The following is a 22,611-nucleotide window of genomic DNA, read 5'->3' as shown; positions in this document are numbered from 1 at the left end:
AGCATTAATTCCAACTGATTATGACCATTCAGAGTCGCTCTGATTCCACCTTCATTTTCCTTGTTAAGGATAGGTGTGACTTTATAAACCTAGTTGCATTAAATTGAAGTTGCAAGGCAGGTGGAAGGAAATTAAACCGGCTTGGAAAGTATGGTCGGGGAATAGACTGACAAACTGGGGGCTAATGTCGGTTAGATGAGGAAAAGCCGTAGTCACTGCATTGAGTCACCACGGCTTGGTTATTTCATAATGCACTTACTTTATATATTTAGTGCGTATGTTTACTGAGGTACTAATGTTTACTTGAAACATCTCGCCTAAATCGGCTTATTTAGCTTGCGCTGCTGCCGCTTCTAGTTGCTTTAGTCTACCTTGAAGCATGTAAGTATTCTGGTTGAAGTTGCCAGAGTTCAGCACTTGGCTATTCTGCATTGGGTAATCTGGTAGTGTGTTCATAAACTCTTGTACTTTGCCGCCTACCGGTACGAATAGCCACATGTTGTCTGCCATCCAGCGCAGGTACATGCCAGATTCGTGTGGTGCTTTTTCGAATGGGTCGGCACGCAGGTGTACGACTTGGGGCCAGTTTGGTTGGAAACGTACCGCATCGGTAATGTTACCATCCATAACAGCGAATGAGATCTTGAAGTCATTCCAACGTACAGCGTTTAACTCAGCGTTAGCAGAGAAGTAAAGCATGCTGTCACGAGGGCCTTTTTCTTCTTTACCTTGGAAGTAAGGTAGGAAGTTGTAACCATCTAGGTGTACACGCCAGTTTTTACCGTTGTAAGTCGCACCTTTATCAGAAGCAAGCTTCTCAACCACTTTATCATCACCAGCCGCTGCTAGTAGCGTCGGGATCCAGTCTTGGTGACTCATGATGTCATTGATCTTAGTTCCCGGTTTGATTGTACCAGGCCAGCGAACGAGCTGAGGAACACGCATACCACCTTCGTAAGTGGTACCTTTCTCACCGTGGAAGTAAGTTGCACCGCCATCAGGCCAAGATACTGTCTCTGCACCATTATCGGTAGAGTAGATTACGATGGTGTTGTCTGCGATTTTAAGCTCATCAAGCTTGTCTAGCAGGATACCTACTTGGTCATCGTGCTCTAACATGCCGTCAGCGTAAATGCTGATACCCGATTTACCTTGGTATTTTTCTTGTAGACGAGTCCACACGTGCATACGTGTTGTGTTGTGCCAGATGAAGAATGGTTTGTCAGCTTTCACTGCTTTTTCCATGAAGGCTAGAGATTCTTCTAGGAACTCTTCATCCGCGTGCTCCATACGCTTACGCGTCATAGGGCCAGTATCTTCGATCTTACCATCAGCCGTTGACTTGATTACACCTCGAGGGCCGAAGTTCTTACGGAACTCAGGATCTTTAGGGTAGTAGTATGTCTCTGGTTCTTCTTCTGCATTCAGGTGGTAAAGGTTACCGAAGAACTCGTCAAAGCCGTGATTCGTTGGAAGGTGCTTATCTTGGTCACCCATGTGGTTCTTGCCGAACTGAGCGGTCATGTAGCCCTGTTCTTTAAGAAGGTCAGCGATAGTGGGAGCCCAATCTGGGATGCCGTGATCAGAGCCTGGCATACCGATAGTTAACAGACCCGTACGGAAAGGTTCTTGGCCCGTTAGGAATGCAGCACGACCAGCAGTACAAGACTGTTGCCCGTAGTGGTCAGTAAACAGCGCGCCTTCGTTAGCAATACGGTCGATATTAGGTGTTTCGTAACCCATCATACCGTTGTTGTATGCACTGATGTTGAATACACCAATGTCATCACCCCAGATAGCAAGAATGTTTGGTTTTTCTGCTGCTGTTGCCGCTGAAGAAGCGGCTAATAAGCCAACACTTAATGCCAGTTTATTAATTGTAGTACCCATAAGGACTCCGATTCACTTTAAAGATTAATGCGTTAGAGCAACACATCGCTGGACAAACATTAATCTTTAAAATCGGTTGTGTCTTTTTATAGTGGTTATAACTAATTGTTATGGGTGTTTATTAAGGTTTTGATTTTTATGGTTCTTTACTGGTTTAGTCGATTTGCCTTCTAACATCAGTTGTGATCATTATCATGTTTGTGTGCCTAATTTCTATCATCTAGTTGTGCGTGTCGCTGTTAAGAAAAATGACAAATAGATTAATAGTTTAGCGAATCTCGCGATCGTTCAAAAAATGGACTATATGTTGTATGGCAGGATGCAAACAACTAACGAAGAGGTTTTTATGACAGCGAAATATGGCGTCAAACGTCGATTAGCAATTTTGGGTACTGCGATGATGGCGGCTTCCACCACCACATTCGCGGCAGAAAAACCGAATATTCTCGTCATTTGGGGTGATGACATTGGTCAATCTAATGTCAGTGCGTACACCTTTGGCTTAATGGGGTATCAAACTCCGAATATTGATAGCATTGCCAAAGAAGGCATGATGTTTACCGATTACTACGCAGAGCAATCTTGTACCGCAGGTCGCTCTACGTTTATTACAGGGCAAAGTGTACTGAGAACAGGCTTGAGTAAAGTAGGCTTGCCGGGTGCAGACATTGGCTTACAAGCTGAAGATGCAACCATTGCAGAAATGCTGAAACCTATGGGTTACATGACAGGTCAATTTGGTAAAAACCACCTTGGCGATAAAGATGAGTTTCTTCCAACTGCACACGGGTTTGACGAATTTTTTGGCAACCTTTACCACCTGAATGCAGAAGAAGAACCAGAAAATGAAGATTACCCGACCGATCCTGAGTTTCGTAAGAAATTTGGCCCGCGTGGTGTCATCAAATCATTCGCTGACGGCAAGATTGAAGATACGGGTCCTTTAACGCGTAAGCGTATGGAAACGGTCGATGAAGAAACACTAGACGCGGCACTTGATTTCATGGATCGCGCAGTGAAAGCGGACAAACCATTCTTCGTGTGGTGGAACGCGACACGTATGCACTTTAGAACCCACGTGAAAGCGGACAGTAAGGGGGTGACAGGTGTGGGTAATTACGCTGATGGTATGGTGGAACACGATCGCCACGTAGGACAGTTATTGAAGCAAGTCGATGAGCTGGGTATCAAAGACAACACGATTGTTTTCTACTCAACGGATAATGGTCCACATATGAACTCTTGGCCGGATGCCGGTACAACACCGTTCCGTGGTGAGAAAAACACTAACTGGGAAGGCGCATACCGTGTACCAGCAATGGTTCGTTGGCCCGGTAAGATTGAACCGGGTAGTGTTTCTAACGAGATCATGCACCATATGGACTGGTTGCCAACTTTTGCAGCCGCCGCTGGTGATGACCAAATCAAAGAGAAACTTCTGAAGGGTCATAAGGCAGGCGATAAAACGTTTAAAGTTCACCTAGATGGTTATAACTTCCTTCCTTACCTAACCGGTGAAGAAGAAAAAGGTCGACGTTCTGAGATCTTCTACTTTACCGATGACGGTGATTTAGCGGCACTTCGTTACAATCAATGGAAAGCGGTGTTCATGGAGCAGCGTGCAACGGGCACCATGCAGATTTGGTCAGAACCGTTCGTGACGTTGCGTCTTCCTAAGTTGTTTAACCTCCGTATGGACCCATACGAAAACGCAGATATTACGTCGAATACCTATTATGACTGGTTGCTAGACCATGCTTATATGTTCGTTCCTGCGCAAGCGTATGTGGGTAAATTCTTAGAAACGTTTGCTGAATTCCCACCACGCCAAAAAGCAGCAAGCTTTAGCTTGGATCAGGTTATGGAAAAACTTCAAGAGAACCATAACAAGTAAGCTTTGGTTTATTGAAACTGATAACACGAAAGAGCTCCTAGGAGCTCTTTTTCATGTGCATTTCGATGAGTCAATACTAGTCGCGCATGTGAATCACAACTATCGAGTTAACTACCACTAAATAATTGTAATTTCATTGTTTTTACGTCTACCTTATTAAGCATAAGGATGTATAAAAACAAGGAATGTTATGTCTGCATGGTTGTGCTCACTAGTGAACAAATTAAAACACCTGAGAGCTGCAGTATTATTTGGAATTTTTGCGCTGTTCAGTTTGAGCGTATATGCCAACGAGAAAGCTCATCATATAAGCTATGAAGCTTCGCTCGCTAGCTCTAAAGCAACGTATGTCGGCTCGGAAGCATGTATTGACTGTCACAGCGAAGAAATTGAAGCGTGGCGAGGTTCTCATCATGATATGGCGATGAAGCATGCTACCGATGAAACGGTATTGGGCGACTTCAACGATCAAACCGTGACTCATAAAGGAAAGCCCAGCCGTTTTTTTCGCAAGGGTGATGAGTTTTGGGTCAACATCGAAGGGCCAGACGGCCAATTCAAAGATTACAAAATCAGCTATACCTTTGCCTTTGAACCTCTTCAACAATACATGGTTGAGTTTGAAGACGGGCGTGTTCAGTTGATTCCTTTTGCTTGGGATTCTCGCAGTGAGGGCGAAGGCGGACAACGCTGGTTTCATCTCTATCCTGATACCACCAACACCGATGAGTTTTACTGGACCAACAGTGGTCAGAACTGGAACTTCATGTGTGCAGACTGCCACTCAACAAACCTAGAAAAGAACTACGACAGCGCAAACAATACTTACAATACCACTTGGTCTGAGATTAATGTTGGTTGCGAAGCGTGTCATGGCCCTGCGAGTGAGCATGTTGATCAGGCCCGGTCAGCAAAAGCTAATGGTGGGAAGGGTGTCCAAGTCTCGGCGCATTACGGTTTCGATCGCGACTTGTCGAAGTCGGTTAAAGAGTGGAGCTATCAAGAGGGCAACTCAACCCTTCAACCAAAAGACATCATCCATACCAATCAAGTTCAAACTTGTGCTCAATGCCACAGCCGACGTACTCAGCTAAATGAAACGGGTGATCACGTTAATGGGTCATTCTTTGATAAATATCGTCTGAGCTTAATTACCCCTGAGCTTTACCACAACGATGGTCAAATCTACGATGAAGATTACGTTTACGGATCTTTCTTGCAATCAGTGATGGCAGAGAAAGGCGTCACGTGTACTAACTGTCACGATCCTCATACTGCAGAACTGAAAATTGCCGAAGAAGCCGTGTGTAGCCAGTGTCACATTGCTTCTGAATACACACCTGAAAAGCACACATTCCATGAAGCCAATACCGAAGCTTCCCAATGTACCACTTGTCACATGCCAGAAACGACGTACATGGAGGTCGACCCAAGGCGTGACCACAGCTGGCATATTCCACGCCCAGATATCAGCCAACACATTAAAACACCGAACGTGTGTACTAGCTGTCATGAAGACCAAACTGATCAATGGGCCGATCAACAAATCGGTAAGTGGTTCCCAGATTCTAAGTATCGTAACCAACAACACTTTGCCGTTGCTTTTTACGCGGATTCAATAGGGCACAGAGGTGCAGAGGATGCATTGGCATACTCGGCTCAGGATTCAAGCTTAAGCAATATTATTCGCGCTTCGAGCTTAGAACGTTTGGGTGGTAACACGGGTAAGAACACACTTATCTCACTAGCAAGAGCGGTAAAACATGACGATGAGATGATTCGGTTAGGCGTCGTGCAAGGTTCGTCTGGTTTCCCGTTTACTGATCGTTGGCAGATCCTAGAGCCACTATTGAAAGACCCTGTATTGTCGATACGTTCAGAAACCGCAGGCGCACTAGTACGTTATTGGGGAGAAATGAATCCGCTGCAGAAAGACCAAATCAAGCCTGCATTAGAAGAGTACATCGAGATACAACAATTCAATGCTGACAGAGGGTTTGGCAGCACGAACTTAGGTAACGTTTACCGAGATTTAGGTCAGCACGACAAAGCCATTGAATTCTATCAAGGTGCTATCGAGATTGAGCCTTACTTCGAGAACAGTTACGCCAACTTGGCTGATTTGTATCGTGCACTTGGTGACGAGCCAAAGGCATTAGCAACATTGAAACAAGGCATTCAAGCGCAACCAAAATCGAGTGTGTTGCCATACAGTGCAGGGCTATCCATGCTGCGAGTCAAAGATTACAAACAGGCAACCAACTATTTAAAACAAGCGGCAGAAACCGCACAAACCGACCCGCAATATTGGTATGTGTACGGTTTGGCTTTAGAGAAGTCGGATGTACTTGCGGCAAGTCAATCACTGCATAAGGCTTACCAATTTAGTCGCAACCCACAGCACCTGTATGCTCAGTGTGAAGTGTTGGCGCGAAACAGCCATATACCGGGCGTACCAAAGGCGTTTGAGCAATGTATTTCATCATTGAGCAAAGTGGCACCGCCGGAAGCCATTAACCAATTGAAAGCTAGGTTTAAATAAAGCGATGAGGTGAGCTTGGCTATCGAGCTTATAACTAATAGTTATGGGCCTTGTGAGTAGGATGTACGCAGCCAGATTGAATTAAGGGAATACCTATGAACCATGCGCAACAAGCAATAAACCAACTGATTGAACAGACAGAGAAAAGTGTTATCGGTCAGAGTCACGTCGTTCGGGCTCTGGTAATCGGATTATTGACCAATGGCCATGTGCTTCTAGAAGGACTTCCCGGTACAGCGAAAACTCGCTCAGTAAAATCGCTGGCGAATCTACTGAACACCAGTTTTGGTAGAATTCAATTTACGCCAGACCTGCTGCCATCTGATGTGACGGGCACTGAGGTGTATCAGGAGCTTGATGGAAAGCCTCAGTTGCATTTCCAACCGGGTCCTATTTTCAACAGCATTGTTCTAGCCGATGAAGTGAACCGTGCGCCTGCAAAGGTACAAGCGGCACTACTTGAAGCGATGGCGGAAGGCACGATAACCGTGGGTGGCCAAACTCACATCCTTCCTGATTTGTTCATGGTATTGGCCACTCAAAACCCAGTAGAACAAGAAGGTACGTATCCACTACCTGAGGCGCAGATGGACCGTTTCATCATGAAAGTGACGGTTGATTACCCAGAAGACGAAGCGGAACGTGACATCATTCGATTGGTGCGCAGCGAAGAACTGTGCAGTGAAACGAGCTCAGAGCTAGTCACACCGCAACACATTGAACCTGAATTGGTACTTGAAGCTCGTCGTCAACTGCCTGAAATCGCAGTTTCTGAATTAGTCGAAAACTACATTGTGGCTTTGGTGATGGCGACTCGTAAGCCAGAGCGTTACCCTGAATCAAACTTATCTAAATGGATTGAGATTGGTTCAAGCCCACGCGCGTCAATCGCATTAGACAAATGTGCACGCGCTTATGCGTGGCTACAAGGGCGTGACCATGTCACGTTGGACGATGTGCGAGCGATGCTACCTACGGTATTAGGTCATCGATTCTCACTCTCTTATGACGCATTGGCCGATGGTGTTGACCATCAAAGAGTGGTTGAAGAACTGCTTGATAATGTTGAGATCGGATAACTAGGGGGCGTCATGGCGAAGCCAACACAAGCTCCCAAACCGCAAGGCCTTGATCCACGATTATACTGTGATTACTCAAGGTTAGTGCGAATACAGGCTCAAGCTGAGTCGTTTTCTCTGTTGCCTCATCTTAAGGCGGGCAGTGTACTGTCGGGGCGACATAATTCTCTGTTCCGTGGCCGTGGTTTGAACTTCGAAGAATTACGTCATTACCAATTGGGTGATGATATCCGTAATCTCGATTGGAAAGTCACCATGCGCACGGGTAAGCCTCATGTTCGCAGTTATACCGAAGAGAAAGACCGAAATGTGATGATCTGTGTCGATCAGCGAAGTTCGATGTTCTTTGCTTCTCAAAACACCATGAAATCCGTTGTGGCGGCGGAAGTGGCGGCATTATGTGGATGGCGAGTACTGAAAGATGGCGACCGCGTCGGCTTTGTTTTAGCTTCACATCAAAAACTCTTTCATACCAAAGCACAGCGCTCACAGTCTGATTTACTCGCTCAACTTAAACACCTTACTAAAGCGAATCAAAGCTTAGGTGTCAGTGTGAGTGACAGCGAGGGTGTCGGGTTCAGTCAATGGATTGAACTGATCAAGCGTATGAGGCTAAAACAGTCGACCTTAATCTTTATTAGCGACTGGCGTGATTGCCAAGAACAACATCTTGATCGACTCAAGCAGCTACAGCAGCACAACGACATCCTTGCCATTATGGTGACCGATCCGTTAGAACAATCACTGCCTCATGATCTCGCTAGCGCCAACTGGGTGGTGGGTGACGGTCGTTTTCAGCTCAATCTCGATAGCCAATCTAAGGTTAACCTTGCAAGCGACAGCCTTGCTCAAAAAGCGGCACTTCAAAAACAATCCCTTGCTAAATTAATGGCGATGAAAAACCTTCCTTATATCGAATTAGACACGTCAGGAGCTCATATTTCACAGCTTCAAAAGCTAGTAGGAGGGCGCTAAATGGCCGTTGAACATACGCCTCCTAGTACTTATATCCTTCGCGAACTGCGCGATGTAACGATTCCCGACAGCGTGAGTTGGTTTCCCCAAACGATCGGTTGGAAGATCCTTGGCGTTGCCTTGTTATTGGCCGCGTTCTATCTGGCTTATCGCTTGGCGTTAAGGTGGTGGAATAATCGTTATCGTAAAGAAGCACTTAAAGCGCTGATGGTATTGGATGCACGAGATAAAAACTCAACCGAACGAACCTTCAAGGTACTCAAGGTGGTGCTTCGTTATTTAGACAGCGGCAATGCTAAGTTGTTTGGTCAAGCCTATGTAAACCGCTTGAATGCTTATTTGCCCGTTAGCGCTGGCACGAGCGCAAACAGCAATGCTTTCTTTACCGATGAAGTCTCGGGGCTGTGGATGCAAAGCTTAATCGACCCAAAGGTACGTTTGACCTTTGAACAGCGTTTAGAGGTGATTCAAACCGCGATGATGTGGTTAAAACTTCATAAACCCGATGTACAAACAAAACCGAATGTACAAGCGACAACAGAGGGGCGAGATAATGTTTGATAGTTTATCTGCTAGCTTTGAGTTCGCGCACCCATTGTGGTTTATCGCGTTACCATTGCCTTTGTTGGTCTACTTGGCTGTGCCTGCTTATCGCACTAAACAAATGGCCATTAAGGTGCCATTTTTCAGTGAGTTGGTGGAAGCAATAGGCGAAGCGCCATCCGAAGGGGCAAGCCAGTTAACACCAAGTTGGTGGCAACGCACCACGCTGATTATTACTTGGGTACTCGTGGTTTGCGCGTTAGCTAAACCAACCATATTAGGAGAGCCACAAGTTCGTGAACAATTAGGTCGCGATGTGATGGTGGTGGTCGATTTATCGGGCTCAATGGCTGAACAAGATTTTACGTCTCAACAAGGGGACAAAATCTCGCGTTTAGACGCAACTAAAGAGGTGTTAGCCGACTTTGCTAAAACTCGAAAGGGTGACCGATTAGGCTTGATTCTGTTTGGTGACGCGGCATTTGTACAAACTCCATTCACTGCTGACCAAGATGTGTGGCTTGAGCTACTTAACCAAACCGATGTGGCGATGGCAGGACAAAGTACACATTTAGGTGATGCCATAGGCTTAGCGATTAAGGTGTTTGAACAAAGCGAAAAGCAGAGTGCTGCGGTTCAAGATTCGAGTATTGATGCCAACGCAAAAGAGAAAGTAGTGATTGTGCTAACCGATGGTAATGACACTGGCAGCTTTGTGGAACCTATCGATGCGGCCAAAGTGGCTAAGGCGAAAGGCGTTCGTATTCACGTTATCGCTATGGGTGATCCGCAAACCGTCGGCGAGGTGGCTTTGGATATGGAGACCATCAAGCGTGTGGCTCAAGAGTCTGGTGGTGAAGCCTTTGAAGCCCTTAACCGTGATGAACTGACTAAAGCTTATGCTCAAATTGGTGAGCTAGAGCCTCAGTTGTATGAGAGTACGACTTATCGTCCTAAACAGGGGTTACACCATTACTTGATGGCGATTGTCGTTGTGATGTATTTGACTGCGTTTAGCTTAGCAACAATCCGTAGAAGATCGCTTTTGGCTTCTTCAATGAAAAATTTGAAAGGAGAGAACAATGCCTGATTCTCTCATGTTGCAACAGTTCTTTACCCAGTTTCACTTTATCCGACCGTTATGGTTGTTGGCCTTTATTCCGATGTTTTTCCTATTGTGGATTCGCTGGAGAGAAGAGACTAAGCCAACGTGGAAAGACATTCTGCCTGCCCATTTACGTGATGCGTTAACCATTGGGGAAACTGGTTGGCGTAAGCAACTACCACTGAAGTTACTGATGGTTATTGTGACCATCGCCATCATTATCTGTTCGGGCCCAACATGGCAACGTGAAGCTTCGCCTTTTGGTGAAGACAAAGCCTCAATGTTAGTGGTGCTTGATAACAGTGACTCCATGCTGGCTAAAGATTTACCACCGAGTCGCTTAGAACGCTCTAAACAGAAAATTAGAGACTTACTCGCAGCGCGCAAAGGCGGTAATACGGGTTTGGTTGTGTATGCGGGCAGTGCCCACGTTGCGATGCCTGTGACTCAAGACAGCAAGGTATTCGAACCGTTTCTGGCTGCTATCACCCCTGACATCATGCCGGTATCAGGTAAGTCAGCGGAAGAGGCATTGCCACTCATCAATCAACAATTGTCGGGTGAGTTAGGTTCGTCAGTGTTGTTGGTATCTGATGGTGTTAACCCAAGTACCATTAGGGCGTTCGAAAGTTTCTTTAACGACAATCCGTATCAGTTGCTCATTCTGGCGGCCGGAAATAGCAATGTGGTGAGTGATAATCCCGTCGATCTCGATTCATTGCGCAGCCTAGCGAGTAAGACGGGTGGACGACTGTTCGAAGTGACCGTTGATAACTCCGATATCCAACAGCTCAACCAAGCGGTTGAAAGAAACATGCAACTTAACGGTGAATCTTCAATGCCTTGGAAAGACATGGGATACGGCCTGCTTATCCCAATGGCTATCATCATGCTGTTGTGGTTTAGAAAAGGGTGGTTGGTTCAATGGTGTGTGGTTGGCGCTTTGATTACAAGCAGTGTGTATTCTCCGCACACTTTGGCGAAAACGGTCAGTTTAACTGCTGACAAGCCCATGGTTGAAGAGTCCGTGACCGTTTGGGATAAAACAGCCCAATGGTGGTGGGATTTATGGCTGACGCCTGATCAACAAGGACAACGTTTATTGAATCAAAAGGAATACCTTGAAGCCGCCAAGCATTTTAAGGATCCAATGCGAAAGGGCGCGGCTTATTACTATGCTCGTGATTTTAAGTTAGCTCATAGCGCCTTTTTACAAACCAAAACCGATTATGGTTTGTATAACGCCGCAAGTGCGTTGGCTCGACAGCGTGAGTACCTTGCTGCTCGTGATCTACTGAAATCACTGAGTGAGAAGCCCGATCTGTCGCCAGAATTAAAAGCTGATATAGATAATAACTTAGCGGTTTTGAGTGGCATTGTCGAAGAGGTTAATCGCACCAGTGAAAGCCAATCAGGCACCACCGACGGCCCTGAAGAATCTTTAGAGCTGGAGGATGATCAACCGCGCACGGGTGATGGTGCAGAAGAAGAAACGGTGGCGGAATTAATGCTTAAGGAAACCCTTAACGCCAATGAGATTTTGGGTAGCCAAGAGCTTGCCGACAAGTGGTTGAAGCGAGTAGAAGCCGATCCTAAGTTCTTCTTGAAATCGAAATTTCAAATTCAGTTGAGAGATCCAGCGCCTTTGCTCGAACGGACATCGCAACAGGAGCAGTCGTCAAAACAAGAACAGGCACCAAAACAGGAGCAAACACAATGAGTCGATATGATTTAGCTCTTGCAGCGGTTCAAGTAAAGGCAGGGCGCTCAGAGTCCTTTAACCTAACCAAGACCTTGCTTGTGTCGATGGTTCTGTTGATTAACACTGTTTTACCTACTCTTGCTTCTGCGGCCGATATCTATGACCTGCAGAGGAATGGCGATGTCGAATTGATCGCTTGGGTCGGAGAAAAGCCAAAGTCTGGCGATAAAATTACGCCTGCAAAAGTAAGCGTTAATGAGCAAGTGATTCTGAACATTGAGGTGGCGACACCACGTTGGCTAACCGGGGGGACTCGAATTGGTAGCATCGAAATCCCGAACGTTATTGCTAAGCAGCGAAATCAACTTGCGACCAACTACACTGAGCGAGTGGAAGGTACAACATGGTCACGCCAACGCTGGGAAGTGACGCTTTATCCGATGACTTCAGGCGAATTCGTGATTCCTACTGTGCCTGTTCGTATTCAAGTGTCAGCTCCTGATGGATCAAACGTTGGTGGTACGCTCTATACGCAACCCATTAAGTTTGAAGCTTCATTACCTTCAGGTTTATTAAGTGATGAATCACCTTGGTTTTCTGCGATAGATGTGGATGTTGAACAGCAATGGCAACGTTCGAATGAAAACTTGAAAGTCGGTGACGCGGTTACACGAACAGTGACGATCAAAGCCAAAGACAGTTTGTCGGTGTTACTGCCGGATGTGTTGTCCAATGAATCGACTCAGCAATATCAAGCTTACCCACAACCTAATCGTTTAGACGATACACAAGAACGTGGTGATTACCGTTCTAGCCGAATCGAAGAAACGGTTTATGTGATTCAACAAGGTGGCGAATTTACCTTGCCGGATTTCTCATTCCAGTGGTGGGACAGCAAGAATCAACGTCTTGAAAGTGTTGTCATAAAAGGTGAGGTGTTTGAAGCAAAACACACTGTTCAATCCTTCATCAAGGCTTATATGTCGGTCTTTATCAGCGTTGGTTTGGCATTAGTGTTGTTTGTTGCGTTATTTGTTTCTGTGAAGCGTTATTACAAGAACCGACCGACACCGAGTCGGTTGGTATTCCATCGTTTGCTTAAGCAAGGTAATTGGCCTGCATTGAGAACCTTTATCTACCGTCAATTGCGAACAGAAACGACTCAGTTAGAACTGGATAAAGTGAAGCTGAGTAAAGCGCAACTTGGTAAATTGAATGGACAAAAACGTTGGGTGGAGGACAGCGAAGCACTTCAGCAAGGGTATGAAGATAAAAACGTCTTTACTCGTTTGTGGAGAGGGTTACGCAACCTGCCCAGTGACCAATCAAACTCAAGCCATTCTCGTTCGATTTTCGCTCGCTTGAAAATCCCTAAAGCCTTGCCAGACTTAAAAGATAAAACTAAGTAGCAAACTTTAGTTATTCGCATCGAACATAATCGGCAGGTTCTCTACTATGGGGAACCTGCTTCTTTAATATGGAACTGTATGAAAAATACCGAGCTAAATTTAATTCCTATATTTGTTGCTATCTATGAAGAGCAGAACTTGTCTAGGGCTGCTAGTCGCATGGATATCAGCCAGCCAGCTGTGAGTAAAGCGCTTGCGCGGTTGCGAGATATCTATGACGAGCCACTGTTTCATCGAACCACTTCTGGCGTAGAGCCAACCACGTTCGCTATTGATATCTATCCTGCAATGGCTGCCGCATTGAAGAACTTTACGTCTACCTTATCCGCATCAAGAGACTTCGACCCTAAAACCTCTGGCCGTGTGTTTTCTATTGCCTGCGTCTCGGCGGCGAGCTATGAAATGATGCCAAGAGTGATGAAGCTAATCAGCCAGGTTGCACCTGGTATCGCACTGGAAGTTCATCCTCTGTTTACTGAAGACTACGAGTCTGATTTAAGGCTCCAAAGACACGATGTGATTGTCGATATGACGCCAAAGGGAAGAACCATGCTCAAGCATGAGGTGATTTCTAAAGAGGAACTGGTGATTGTATGCAGAGCTGATCATCCTACGATTGGCGACACCATTAATATGGATCAATTTCTTTCTCTTGGTCACGTCGTGGTATCTCGTTGGCATGCACGTAAAAGCTTATTGAGTTCAGAACACTATGATGGCTTAGAACAGCGCAGAGTGGTTTACCGAGCGGCTGGCGTTGTCGAGATGCTCCCGGTCATTGAGAACTCAGATTACATCGGTATGCTGCCAATATCGTCGGTTCGCTGCTTCTCGGAGAAGTACAATGTCAAAATACTGCCTTTACCATTCGAGTTGGAAGACCTCGAAATGTGTATGATTTGGCACCCAAGCCGAACCAATGAGCCAAGCCATAAGTGGCTGCGTGCTAAAATAAAAGTGGCGGCAAAAGAGATATCAAGTTAATAGTTAGACTATATTAGTTAGCATTATAGAGGACATAGCATGGACAGCATTCGCGCGATTTTCAATGGTAAGAAAGCCAATACTCCAGAGTTAAGACAAGCGGTTTTTGATGCAAGAGACCGTGATATCGACCTACAAGTTAGAGTGACTTGGGAGCCTTCAGATATGCATCGTCTAGTCAACGAGGCAATATGCGATGGTGTGAAACGGCTCATTGTTGCTGGTGGCGATGGGACGGTCAATGAGGCCGTTAGTGCGCTCAACCAGTTTCAAGTAAGTGAAAGGCCGCAACTTGCGATTATTCCCATGGGAACTGCGAACGACTTTGCTACCGCTACCGGCATCCCAAGCGATATACCTTCGGCATTCGATTTGGCAATAAAAGGTTCAGCTTTCGCGGTCGACAGTGTTCGTGCTAATGACCGCTATTTCATGAATGTAGCGGCAGCAGGATTTGGAGCTGAAGTGACTGCTGAAACGCCTGTTGAATTGAAAGACTTTCTTGGTGGCGGTGCGTACACGTTAACAGGCGTTGTGAAAGCGTTAGGCTTTAAGCCTTACAGCGGCACCTTAACCGTAGATAAAGGCACTTTTACTGGCGAAATTCTGGTTGGTGCGTTTTGTAATGGGCGCTTGGCCGGTGGCGGTCAATCACTTGCGCCTGAAGCTTTGATAGACGATGGCTTAATGGATCTAACATTAGTTAAGTCATTTGTAGCGTCAGATTTACCGCAAGTTCTTGAGGAGTTAAAAAGTCCTGATGAAGACGGTAAGTATGTTGTGCATACCCAAACGAGCTGGCTTGATATCGATTTTACTCAACCTTTACCGATTAATTTAGACGGAGAGCCATATCGCTCAAATAACATCCGATTCGAAGTTATTCCATCAAGTATCCGTCTGGTACTTCCTGATGACTGCCCTTGTTTAAGTAAGAACTGCGTTTGAATATGCTCAATGTCATATGGTGTTACTGAACGTGAGATCTGCTTTGCTTCAATAGTGTGCTCTGCTTACTGAGTGTGCTTGCAATATTTCCTGCGTTCTTATCGCCAGCCCAGATCCGGGTTAACGTTGTGCTGTGTAATACTGAACTATCTTAATCCGCCTGTAACTAGTCTACGTCTTTAACTAGGCGCAGACCCATGTCTGACATGGTGATTGATTGGCTTGCGAAATCACGACGGTAACTTTCAGATTCATTTTCGTCATAAGCGAAGCTGCCACCGCGCACCGATTTATGTGATAATCCTACGTCACTGTGCTTTGCATTGTTTGGATTATTTGTTGGACCGAATCTATAGAAGGTGTCATCGAAGGCATCAATCACAAACTCCCCCACGTTTCCTGTCATGTCATATAAACCTAGTTCATTTGGCTTTTTTAACCCGACAGGATGCGCGCTATTTTTCGAATTTGCTGAGTACCACGCGACACCACCTAAGCTATTGGAACCGCTGTAAGTATAGCCTTTACTTCTGTTGCCACCCTTCGCTGCAAATTCCCATTCCGCTTCAGTTGGTAGGCGGTATTCTTCGCCTGTTAACTCATTCAACTGCTCAACGAAATAGTTCGCCTGTTGCCAACTTAAGTTGTTAACTGGAATTTGTGGGTTTTTGAAATAACTAAGAGACGACCCCATCACTGATTCGAATAGTTCTTGAGTCACCTCAAACTTCGCAATGTAAAAACTATCTACAACTACTTCACGGGCTGGTCGTTCAGCTTTGGTTGCTTTCTTGCTGTTTGAGCCCATGGTGAATGTTCCGCCTTCAACCAACACCATATCTTGGTCAATTTTTTGGGCGATAGGGTGTGTAGGCACGCTTGCACAGCCGCTTAGGAAAATAGTCATGGTGACGCCACTCACTGCTGCTAAATGTTTGTAATTGGTAAATTTCATCACGTGCCTCAAATGTTCTAAATAGGGTGTGATTCTAACGTTTTTGGTCATTCCTATTGGTTATAAAGGGTATAACATGCCACTGAGTTAATTCGGAATTATGATGGGAACAAGACACTAAGATAGGTAGGTAAATCATGCACATTACTCAAGGTCCACAATATAACGGTAAAGCGTCTAAGCGCTTGCATGTTATGGCTAAACCGATTGGCGCAGCGTGTAACATTGACTGTAAATATTGTTATTACCTAAGTAAGCAAGATTTGTTGGAGTACAAGCAAGGCAGTTCTCCAAGAATGGATGATGAGACGTTAGAGACTTACATCCGACAATACATCGAAGGTCAAAATACCCCTGAAATCATCTTCTCATGGCAGGGAGGTGAACCGACCATGCTGGGTTTAGCTTATTTCGAACGTGTGGTTGAGCTACAGAAAAAGTATCAGCCTGAAGGTGTGTTGATTTCAAATGACCTACAAACTAATGGCACATTGCTGAATGACGAGTGGGGGCGATTCTTGGCAAAGAACAACTTCCTGATCGGTTTAAGTATTGATGGTCCTGAAATGCTGCACAACGCTTACCGTACCAACCGAGCGGGTCGTGGCACATTCAAACAAGTGATGGCTGCGGTCGAGCTGCTGCACAAGCACCAAGTCAAATTCGCAACGCTCACTTGTGTGAATAACCTGACCAGTCAAAACGCATTAGAAGTGTATCGCTTCCTACGTGACGTGGTGAAGTCTCCACAAATGCAGTTTATTCCTATCGTAGAACAAAAAACCTTTAGAACCGTTGCACCGCAAACGTCTCAAGTGAGTGAGCAACTCAAGCAAGGTGACAAGCGTCTGATTCCGGGCCACAAAGATTCAATCATGGAATCATGGTGTGTATCGGACTTAGCGTGGGGCAACTTCTTGATTGCTGTGTTTGATGAGTGGGCGAAGCACGATATCGGTAAAGTGTTTGTTCAGTATTTTGAAGCGAGCTTAGAAACGTGGATTGGTCGTCCGAATCCGCTTTGCACCCTGAATGAGATCTGCGGTAAAGGCTTAGCGATGGAGCCAAACGGCGATGTGTTCTCTTGTGACCACTATGTTTACCCTGAATATAGAATCGGCAACATCCACCACGAAAAGCTTAATGACCTAGCATACAGTGCACCACAACAGAAATTTGGTTTTGCTAAATCACGTACGCTGACGAGCCAATGTCAGCAATGTGACTACAAGTTTGCTTGTCATGGCGAGTGTCCGAAAAATCGCTTTATCAAAACTCGTGCGGGTGAGCCGGGCTTGAACTATTTATGCGCGGGCTGGCACAAGTTCTTCTCTCATGTTGATAAATCGATGGCGTATATCGCGCGTGCGATGAGACACCCTGTTGCTCACGGCAAGTACAGTGATTCTGTGATGATGGCGCGTCGAGCAGAACTGGCAAAACAAACGACGTTTGAGACTAAGTTTTAACTCAGTGTCTAGGTTTAGAGTTATCGATCCTAACGAAATTTAATCAGATATGAGTCTAGGGACAGGCTAAATTCTCCAGCTTAAGGTAATACTATGATCAAGAAGAGTTTAGCGACCGCGGTTGCTTTATTTATTTCAACGTCCGCATTGATTTCAACGTCAGCGATGGCAGCCAATAGCGTTCAACAAACCGTTGATGCTCCGGCACAAAATATCAATCAAGTGCTTGAAATGACGGACACTCAAACCCGCATTCAACAGTTGTCTTACATGGCGCAAGATCAGAATCAGTCTATAGAAAACCGTACTGGTGCACTGCAAGAATTGGCCGCTTATCCAAGCCAAAACGCGCTGGTGGCGGTTGCTAGAGGCTTGAAAGATCAAGACCCTGAAGTTCGTGAAGCGTCTGTGATTGGTTCTGAACCTTATCAACTCGAACATCGCTGGGTATTGGTATCTCCGTTGCTTAAAGATAGCTCGACCATGGTTCGCCACACGGCAACATCGAATCTAATTCGTGACTTTAATGCCTTAGATGCACAACAAAAAGCGCAAATCGAGCCATCAGTAAAAGAGCTGATCAGTTTCCTAGAAACGCAAGAATCTGAAAAGTATCAATTGCTGTTTGCTGATGTACTTCGCTGGCACAACGAGTGGGATAAGGCGGAAACGGTTTATCTAGACCTGATCAAAACGCATCAAAAAGAGCCACAAGTTTGGTTAAGCTACGCTGATAATTTCCGAGCGCAGAAAAAGGACCAACAAGCGGTCGATGTATTGGATCGCGGTTTGAAACATGTACCAGACAACGCAGCTCTGCATTACTCTAAATCTCTAACTTTGGTTCGCCTTGAAGACAAGAGCGCTGCGGCTGATGAGATTGAAGTAGCAGCCAAACTAGCGAAAGATAACAGCTACTACTGGTACCTCAATGGGGTATTACAAGAAGAATTAGACATCGATAAATCGATCAAGTCATTCGAAAAAGCGTACCTAATATCGGGTTCCCCAGAGCAGCTATACGCAGTATGTGACATTTACGTACGCTACGGTAATGAGAAAACGGATGAATGCTTAGTTGAGCTTTCGAAAGTGGCTCCGAGTTACGTGATTGAACAGCTGAAAGAGAAGCGAGTAGCCCCAAGCTCGTAATCTCTTCAATAACAACGTTGAACAATTAAGAAGTCAGTTGATATATTCGATTGGCTTTTTTGTCTTGTCCTGAACTGTGCGACTCGTGTGTGAGTCATCTCGTCTAACAAGTTGCACTTTCTATTTGATGGAATAGTTTGTCTTTTCTTACGGGCTTCGCGACGTACCCATCCATTCCCGAATCAAAGCACTTTTGAATGTCATCATCGATAACGCTGGCGGTTAACGCGATAATAGGCGTTTTATTTAAACCTAGATTTCTCTCGTATTCTCTAATCTCTCGAGTTGCGGTGAAACCGTCCATTACTGGCATCATGCAATCCATTAAAATAATGTCAAAGTTACTGTCGCTCTTATACATATCAACAGCGATTAGTCCATTGTCTGCAATTTCAAATGCATAGCCCGCTTTTTTCAGCATTAAAGATGCCACCTTCTGATTCACGCGATTGTCTTCGACAAGAAGTATCTTTTCAGGTTTACTCGGCACTGTGTTTTGTTCTGTTTCTTCTGGCAATGTCTGTTTGGCTTTGCTTGCGTTATTAATAGGAATGACACTTGACACTACTGATGTCGACTTTTGATGAGAGGTGACAGGCAAAGGCATTGTCTCAACAGCGGCTAGGATTTTCTCTTCCAACATTTCGAACTTGAATGGCTTTGGCACATAGTCGTCCATTCCTACATCGAAACACTTTTGAATATCATCATCAATCACACTGGCGGTAAGTGCAATAATAGGGATACGACGTTTTGCTTTTGTTTCCTCTTCAATTCTTCGGATGTTGACTGTCGCTTGAAAGCCATCCATAACTGGCATCATACAATCCATCAATATTGCCGCGTAAAGAGAGTTATTAGCAAACATATCCACGGCTTCTTGGCCATTGTTTGCAAATTCGAAGTCAAAGCCACTTTTACTTACGTGAAGGCCAGCAATCTTTTGGTTTATCTTATTGTCTTCCACGATCAGAATTTTATGTTGAGGCATTAGATCTTGTTGATTGGCTTCTGAGCGAGCAGCAAAGCCCTGTACGTCGCAAAGTTCAATGGCTTTTATTAAGCGTATGCCAAGTAGCGGTTGTGATACTTGAGCGGTGATACTGTTACCAATATCACCTGATTCGCTGAGAAATGAACGAAGGAGACAAATAGTGGCGCCGTTTTGATGCAGTTTATCTAAGTTGTCGGAATGGTCGTTAACTCGGAACGAATCATCTTCAGCGAAAATGACAGTGGTCGATTTACTGTACTTTTTCGTTCTGATTTGCTTAACAATATCGTCTGCGTATTCCGTTATTTGAGTCACTTTCAAACCATAAAGATTAAGGTCGTTTTCTATGCGATCAGAAAGTGCATTTTTGTTACCTAGAATGTAAATGTTAGCGGTTGCTAAACTTGGCTTCGGCAACATTAAGTCAACGGGTAATTCTAAATCGAAGTAGAAACAACTGCCTTCCCCTTTAACTGAGGTGAGTTGAATCCTACCACCCATAAGTTCAACGAGCTGAGTACTGATGGCGAGACCAAGACCTGTGCCGCCGAATTGTCTAGTGGTTGAATTGTCCTCTTGAGCAAAAGGTTCGAATATTTGTTTTTGTTGCTGTTTATCTATACCAATGCCGGTGTCACGCACAGCGAATCTAATGGTAACACTATTGCTAGGTTGGCTGAGAGTTTGGATCGATAATGTCACCCCACCTTTTGCGGTAAACTTCACTGCATTCGACATAAAGTTCATTAGAATTTGTCTTAATCGGTGATCATCAAGCATGACTCGTGCTGGTGTATCTGAGCTGATGTCGACGCTAACTGTGATATTTTGCTCTTTTGCTTTCGGTGCAACAATTGAGGCGATGTCGTATATTGATTCTCTGATGGATGCGGAATGTGGGCTGATTAATAGCATGCCAGATTCTATCTTAGAAAAATCTAAGATATCGTTGATTAAACTCAGTAGCAGTTGAGATGATATTTCAATGGTATCAACATAATCTCGTTGTGTTGGGGTAAGCGGAGTATCGGAAAGGACTTCTGAGATACCGATAACGCCATTTAATGGAGTACGTATTTCGTGAGACATATTAGCAAGGAAGCTACTTTTTGCCTTACTCGCTTGGATTGCGTGATCTTTTGCCTGTTCAGCCTCTTCTTTAGCCCTTTCGGCGTCTTCTTTCGCTATCATCAGTCTCTCTTTAGCGAGCCCTTGTTCGATGGTCAATCGTTTTACTTGCTGAGCAAATAGACTGAGCTCATCTTTTCCTTGTATTAGTTTATCTAAAGAAGGCCGAGTTTGATCGTTCTCACTTTTTAAAAACTTGAGAACCAAATTAAGGTTATTGGTGACCTGCCTTGTCAAACTTAAGGTTAACCCCATCACTAATGTAGTGAGTAGGGCGCCGATAGAAATAAACAGCGTTCTCTGCATCTGAGCGGCATAAATCGCTTGCTCAACTTCTTGTTTGAATTCTTGTTTAATGATACTACCGAGGCTTTGTAATAGGCTTAGGCGTGCGTTCATTGCCTCTAAACCAACCGAGATTTCTTGTGGACTTAGCTGGCTTATTGCGTTGAGGTTGAGTAAGGCACTTCTTATTTTTTGGCTTTGAGTAAAAACGTCATTTCTAAACACCTCAACCATTAAAGCGACTTGATCCTCGTTAGCATTTAATAAAACGAAGCGTTCTAGGAACAGTTGTTGCCTTTCACTGAGGGTTTTTATTTGTTCTGCAAGTTCTGGGCTGTATTCTTGGCTGCTTTGAAATATTTCAATCAGTGAGGTACCCAGTTTGAATTCCTCATTTGACCAAAAAGCTAGCCACTCAAGCTGTTGTAATGCAGTGAGGTGCTGCTGAATCTCACGTTTGGTGTTCTCAAACGGGACTTTTTCTATTTCGATCAATAACCGTTTGTACGTATCACTTTGCCACTCAAGGGCATCTAATTTGTCGTAACTATCGGTTGCTTCCATCGTAAATAGAGTCGCGTCGCTGAAGTCTGCTACAAGTTGATTTACTTCATCAGAGGCGTCTAAAAAAATGGATGGGGAGACCTTTTTCAGTTCTTCTCTTACTTGACTGCTTTGTGTCGCAAACTCCTCCGAGCTAAAAGTTAGAGTACTCCGAGATAAGGCTGAAACATCCTGAAGGTAGACAAATAGCTGATTGGTTCGTTCAAAATCGTCTAACTGAGTTGTTAAGATATAAGCCTGCCGGCCTGCAAGGAAGAGCAAGAGTGAAATGGGGAGTAAAACTAAACCAAAGAGTTTGTGTTTGACTGAAAGGTTATTCCAGACCGTAATCGGCATATAAGGATCCATGCTACTGTTTTTATATAAAAACAGTAGAATAAAAATGACAATATGGAAACTTTGATAACGTAAATTTAGTGGAAGTGTGGAAGGGGTATAAGTTCCGAGGATCTTATCGCTTATCTTGCAATACATTCCGTTCTTGGCCATTGATAACGTTTGGCCTTAGGTTCATTTTGTATTTTTATTGATGAGAAATTTTAAAGAAAGCTTAATGATGATGGTTGTTATCTTTATTTACTTCTAATAGAAGTTGCTCTAGTGCTGATTTTGCAGTCGGTTCTAATGTCCAAATCCCTAGCATTCGCTGGAGTGCGGCACGATATACTCTGTTTTTTAACAGGAAGGCGAGAGTGCTAGTGTCGTTATTCAAAACATGGCTTTGTATCACGATTAGCTCAGCTTTGTTTGCGATGTCAATTTTCTGAAGATTAAAAGCGGGTAGAAATGCACACTCATACCATACCTCAACAACCTCTCGGAGTTCGATTTCCTCTTCAGGTACGTCACAGCCCTGAAATTGATGATTTTCAGGAATAGTGGATAAGTACGATACATCAAGCTTGTCTGCAACGAATGTGTACATTTGCTTCCTAGTTAAATGTGACTTGAGGGTAAATCATCTCTTTCACTTATGTTTTTGTCAATTACATC

The 22,611-nt window shown here is 44.7% G+C and carries 16 protein-coding genes; 12 read left to right on the top strand and 4 right to left on the bottom strand.

Features of this window, described 5'->3' with window-relative positions; genetic code table 11:
* Positions 1-327 precede the first annotated feature (327 nt).
* On the bottom strand, positions 328-1,890 hold the full coding sequence (locus OCT63_RS14905) for an arylsulfatase (RefSeq protein WP_161674659.1): 1,563 nt from the start codon (positions 1,888-1,890) through the stop codon (positions 328-330).
* A gap of 346 nt (positions 1,891-2,236) precedes the next feature.
* Here OCT63_RS14905 and OCT63_RS14900 point away from each other — a divergent pair, with 346 nt between their 5' ends.
* The 10 genes from OCT63_RS14900 (at position 2,237) to yegS (ending at position 15,071) form a co-directional block, all read left to right on the top strand.
* Entirely contained in the window at positions 2,237-3,784 is a 1,548-nt protein-coding gene (locus tag OCT63_RS14900; protein ID WP_161674661.1) for an arylsulfatase, read from the top strand.
* 190 nt (positions 3,785-3,974) lie between these two features.
* The gene (locus tag OCT63_RS14895; RefSeq protein WP_269983970.1) at positions 3,975-6,326 is read left to right on the top strand and encodes a tetratricopeptide repeat protein; all 2,352 of its coding nucleotides are present in this window, start codon (positions 3,975-3,977) and stop codon (positions 6,324-6,326) included.
* Between the two features lie 95 nt (positions 6,327-6,421).
* Positions 6,422-7,405, top strand: a complete 984-nt coding sequence (locus OCT63_RS14890; protein WP_269983969.1) for an AAA family ATPase — start codon at positions 6,422-6,424, stop codon at positions 7,403-7,405.
* Positions 7,406-7,417: 12 nt separating this feature from the next.
* A complete protein-coding gene (locus OCT63_RS14885; protein ID WP_269983968.1) occupies positions 7,418-8,380 on the top strand; it encodes a DUF58 domain-containing protein in 963 nt (320 codons plus the stop codon).
* Positions 8,381-8,941, top strand: a complete 561-nt coding sequence (locus tag OCT63_RS14880; RefSeq protein ID WP_269983967.1) for a DUF4381 domain-containing protein — start codon at positions 8,381-8,383, stop codon at positions 8,939-8,941.
* Positions 8,934-10,013, top strand: coding sequence for a vWA domain-containing protein (locus OCT63_RS14875; RefSeq protein WP_269983966.1), 1,080 nt, complete (start codon positions 8,934-8,936; stop codon positions 10,011-10,013). The genes OCT63_RS14880 and OCT63_RS14875 overlap by 8 nt, the downstream gene beginning before the upstream one ends.
* Positions 10,006-11,748: a VWA domain-containing protein gene (locus tag OCT63_RS14870; RefSeq protein ID WP_060469672.1), complete on the top strand. Its 1,743-nt coding sequence runs from the start codon at positions 10,006-10,008 to the stop codon at positions 11,746-11,748. The genes OCT63_RS14875 and OCT63_RS14870 overlap by 8 nt, the downstream gene beginning before the upstream one ends.
* Positions 11,745-13,139, top strand: coding sequence for a BatD family protein (locus OCT63_RS14865; protein ID WP_269983965.1), 1,395 nt, complete (start codon positions 11,745-11,747; stop codon positions 13,137-13,139). Before OCT63_RS14870 ends, OCT63_RS14865 begins: the two co-directional genes overlap by 4 nt.
* A 78-nt stretch (positions 13,140-13,217) precedes the next feature.
* Positions 13,218-14,123, top strand: coding sequence for a LysR family transcriptional regulator (locus OCT63_RS14860; protein WP_269983964.1), 906 nt, complete (start codon positions 13,218-13,220; stop codon positions 14,121-14,123).
* A gap of 39 nt (positions 14,124-14,162) precedes the next feature.
* A complete protein-coding gene (gene yegS, locus OCT63_RS14855; RefSeq protein ID WP_269983963.1) occupies positions 14,163-15,071 on the top strand; it encodes a lipid kinase YegS in 909 nt (302 codons plus the stop codon).
* A 166-nt stretch (positions 15,072-15,237) separates the two neighbouring features.
* On the opposite strand, the gene OCT63_RS14850 is transcribed toward yegS, so the two are convergent.
* Positions 15,238-16,026 (bottom strand): formylglycine-generating enzyme family protein, encoded by a 789-nt coding sequence (locus tag OCT63_RS14850; RefSeq protein WP_269983962.1) that lies wholly within the window; start codon positions 16,024-16,026, stop codon positions 15,238-15,240.
* Positions 16,027-16,163: 137 nt separating this feature from the next.
* On the opposite strand from OCT63_RS14850, the gene OCT63_RS14845 reads away from it, so the two are divergent.
* On the top strand, positions 16,164-17,495 hold the full coding sequence (locus tag OCT63_RS14845) for an anaerobic sulfatase maturase (RefSeq protein WP_269983961.1): 1,332 nt from the start codon (positions 16,164-16,166) through the stop codon (positions 17,493-17,495).
* A 93-nt stretch (positions 17,496-17,588) separates the two neighbouring features.
* Positions 17,589-18,647: a hypothetical protein gene (locus tag OCT63_RS14840; RefSeq protein ID WP_269983960.1), complete on the top strand. Its 1,059-nt coding sequence runs from the start codon at positions 17,589-17,591 to the stop codon at positions 18,645-18,647.
* A gap of 103 nt (positions 18,648-18,750) precedes the next feature.
* Here OCT63_RS14840 and OCT63_RS14835 read toward each other — a convergent pair whose 3' ends face one another.
* Entirely contained in the window at positions 18,751-21,954 is a 3,204-nt protein-coding gene (locus tag OCT63_RS14835) for a response regulator (protein WP_269983959.1), read from the bottom strand.
* Between the two features lie 214 nt (positions 21,955-22,168).
* Positions 22,169-22,543 (bottom strand): hypothetical protein, encoded by a 375-nt coding sequence (locus OCT63_RS14830; protein ID WP_060469664.1) that lies wholly within the window; start codon positions 22,541-22,543, stop codon positions 22,169-22,171.
* Between the last annotated feature and the right edge of the window lie 68 nt (positions 22,544-22,611).

Source organism: Vibrio sp. RW, assembly GCF_027587105.1.
GTDB lineage: Bacteria > Pseudomonadota > Gammaproteobacteria > Enterobacterales > Vibrionaceae > Vibrio > Vibrio toranzoniae.
The sequence above is the reverse complement of the archived record's forward strand: the minus strand, read 5'-3'. Positions and strand labels throughout refer to the sequence as shown.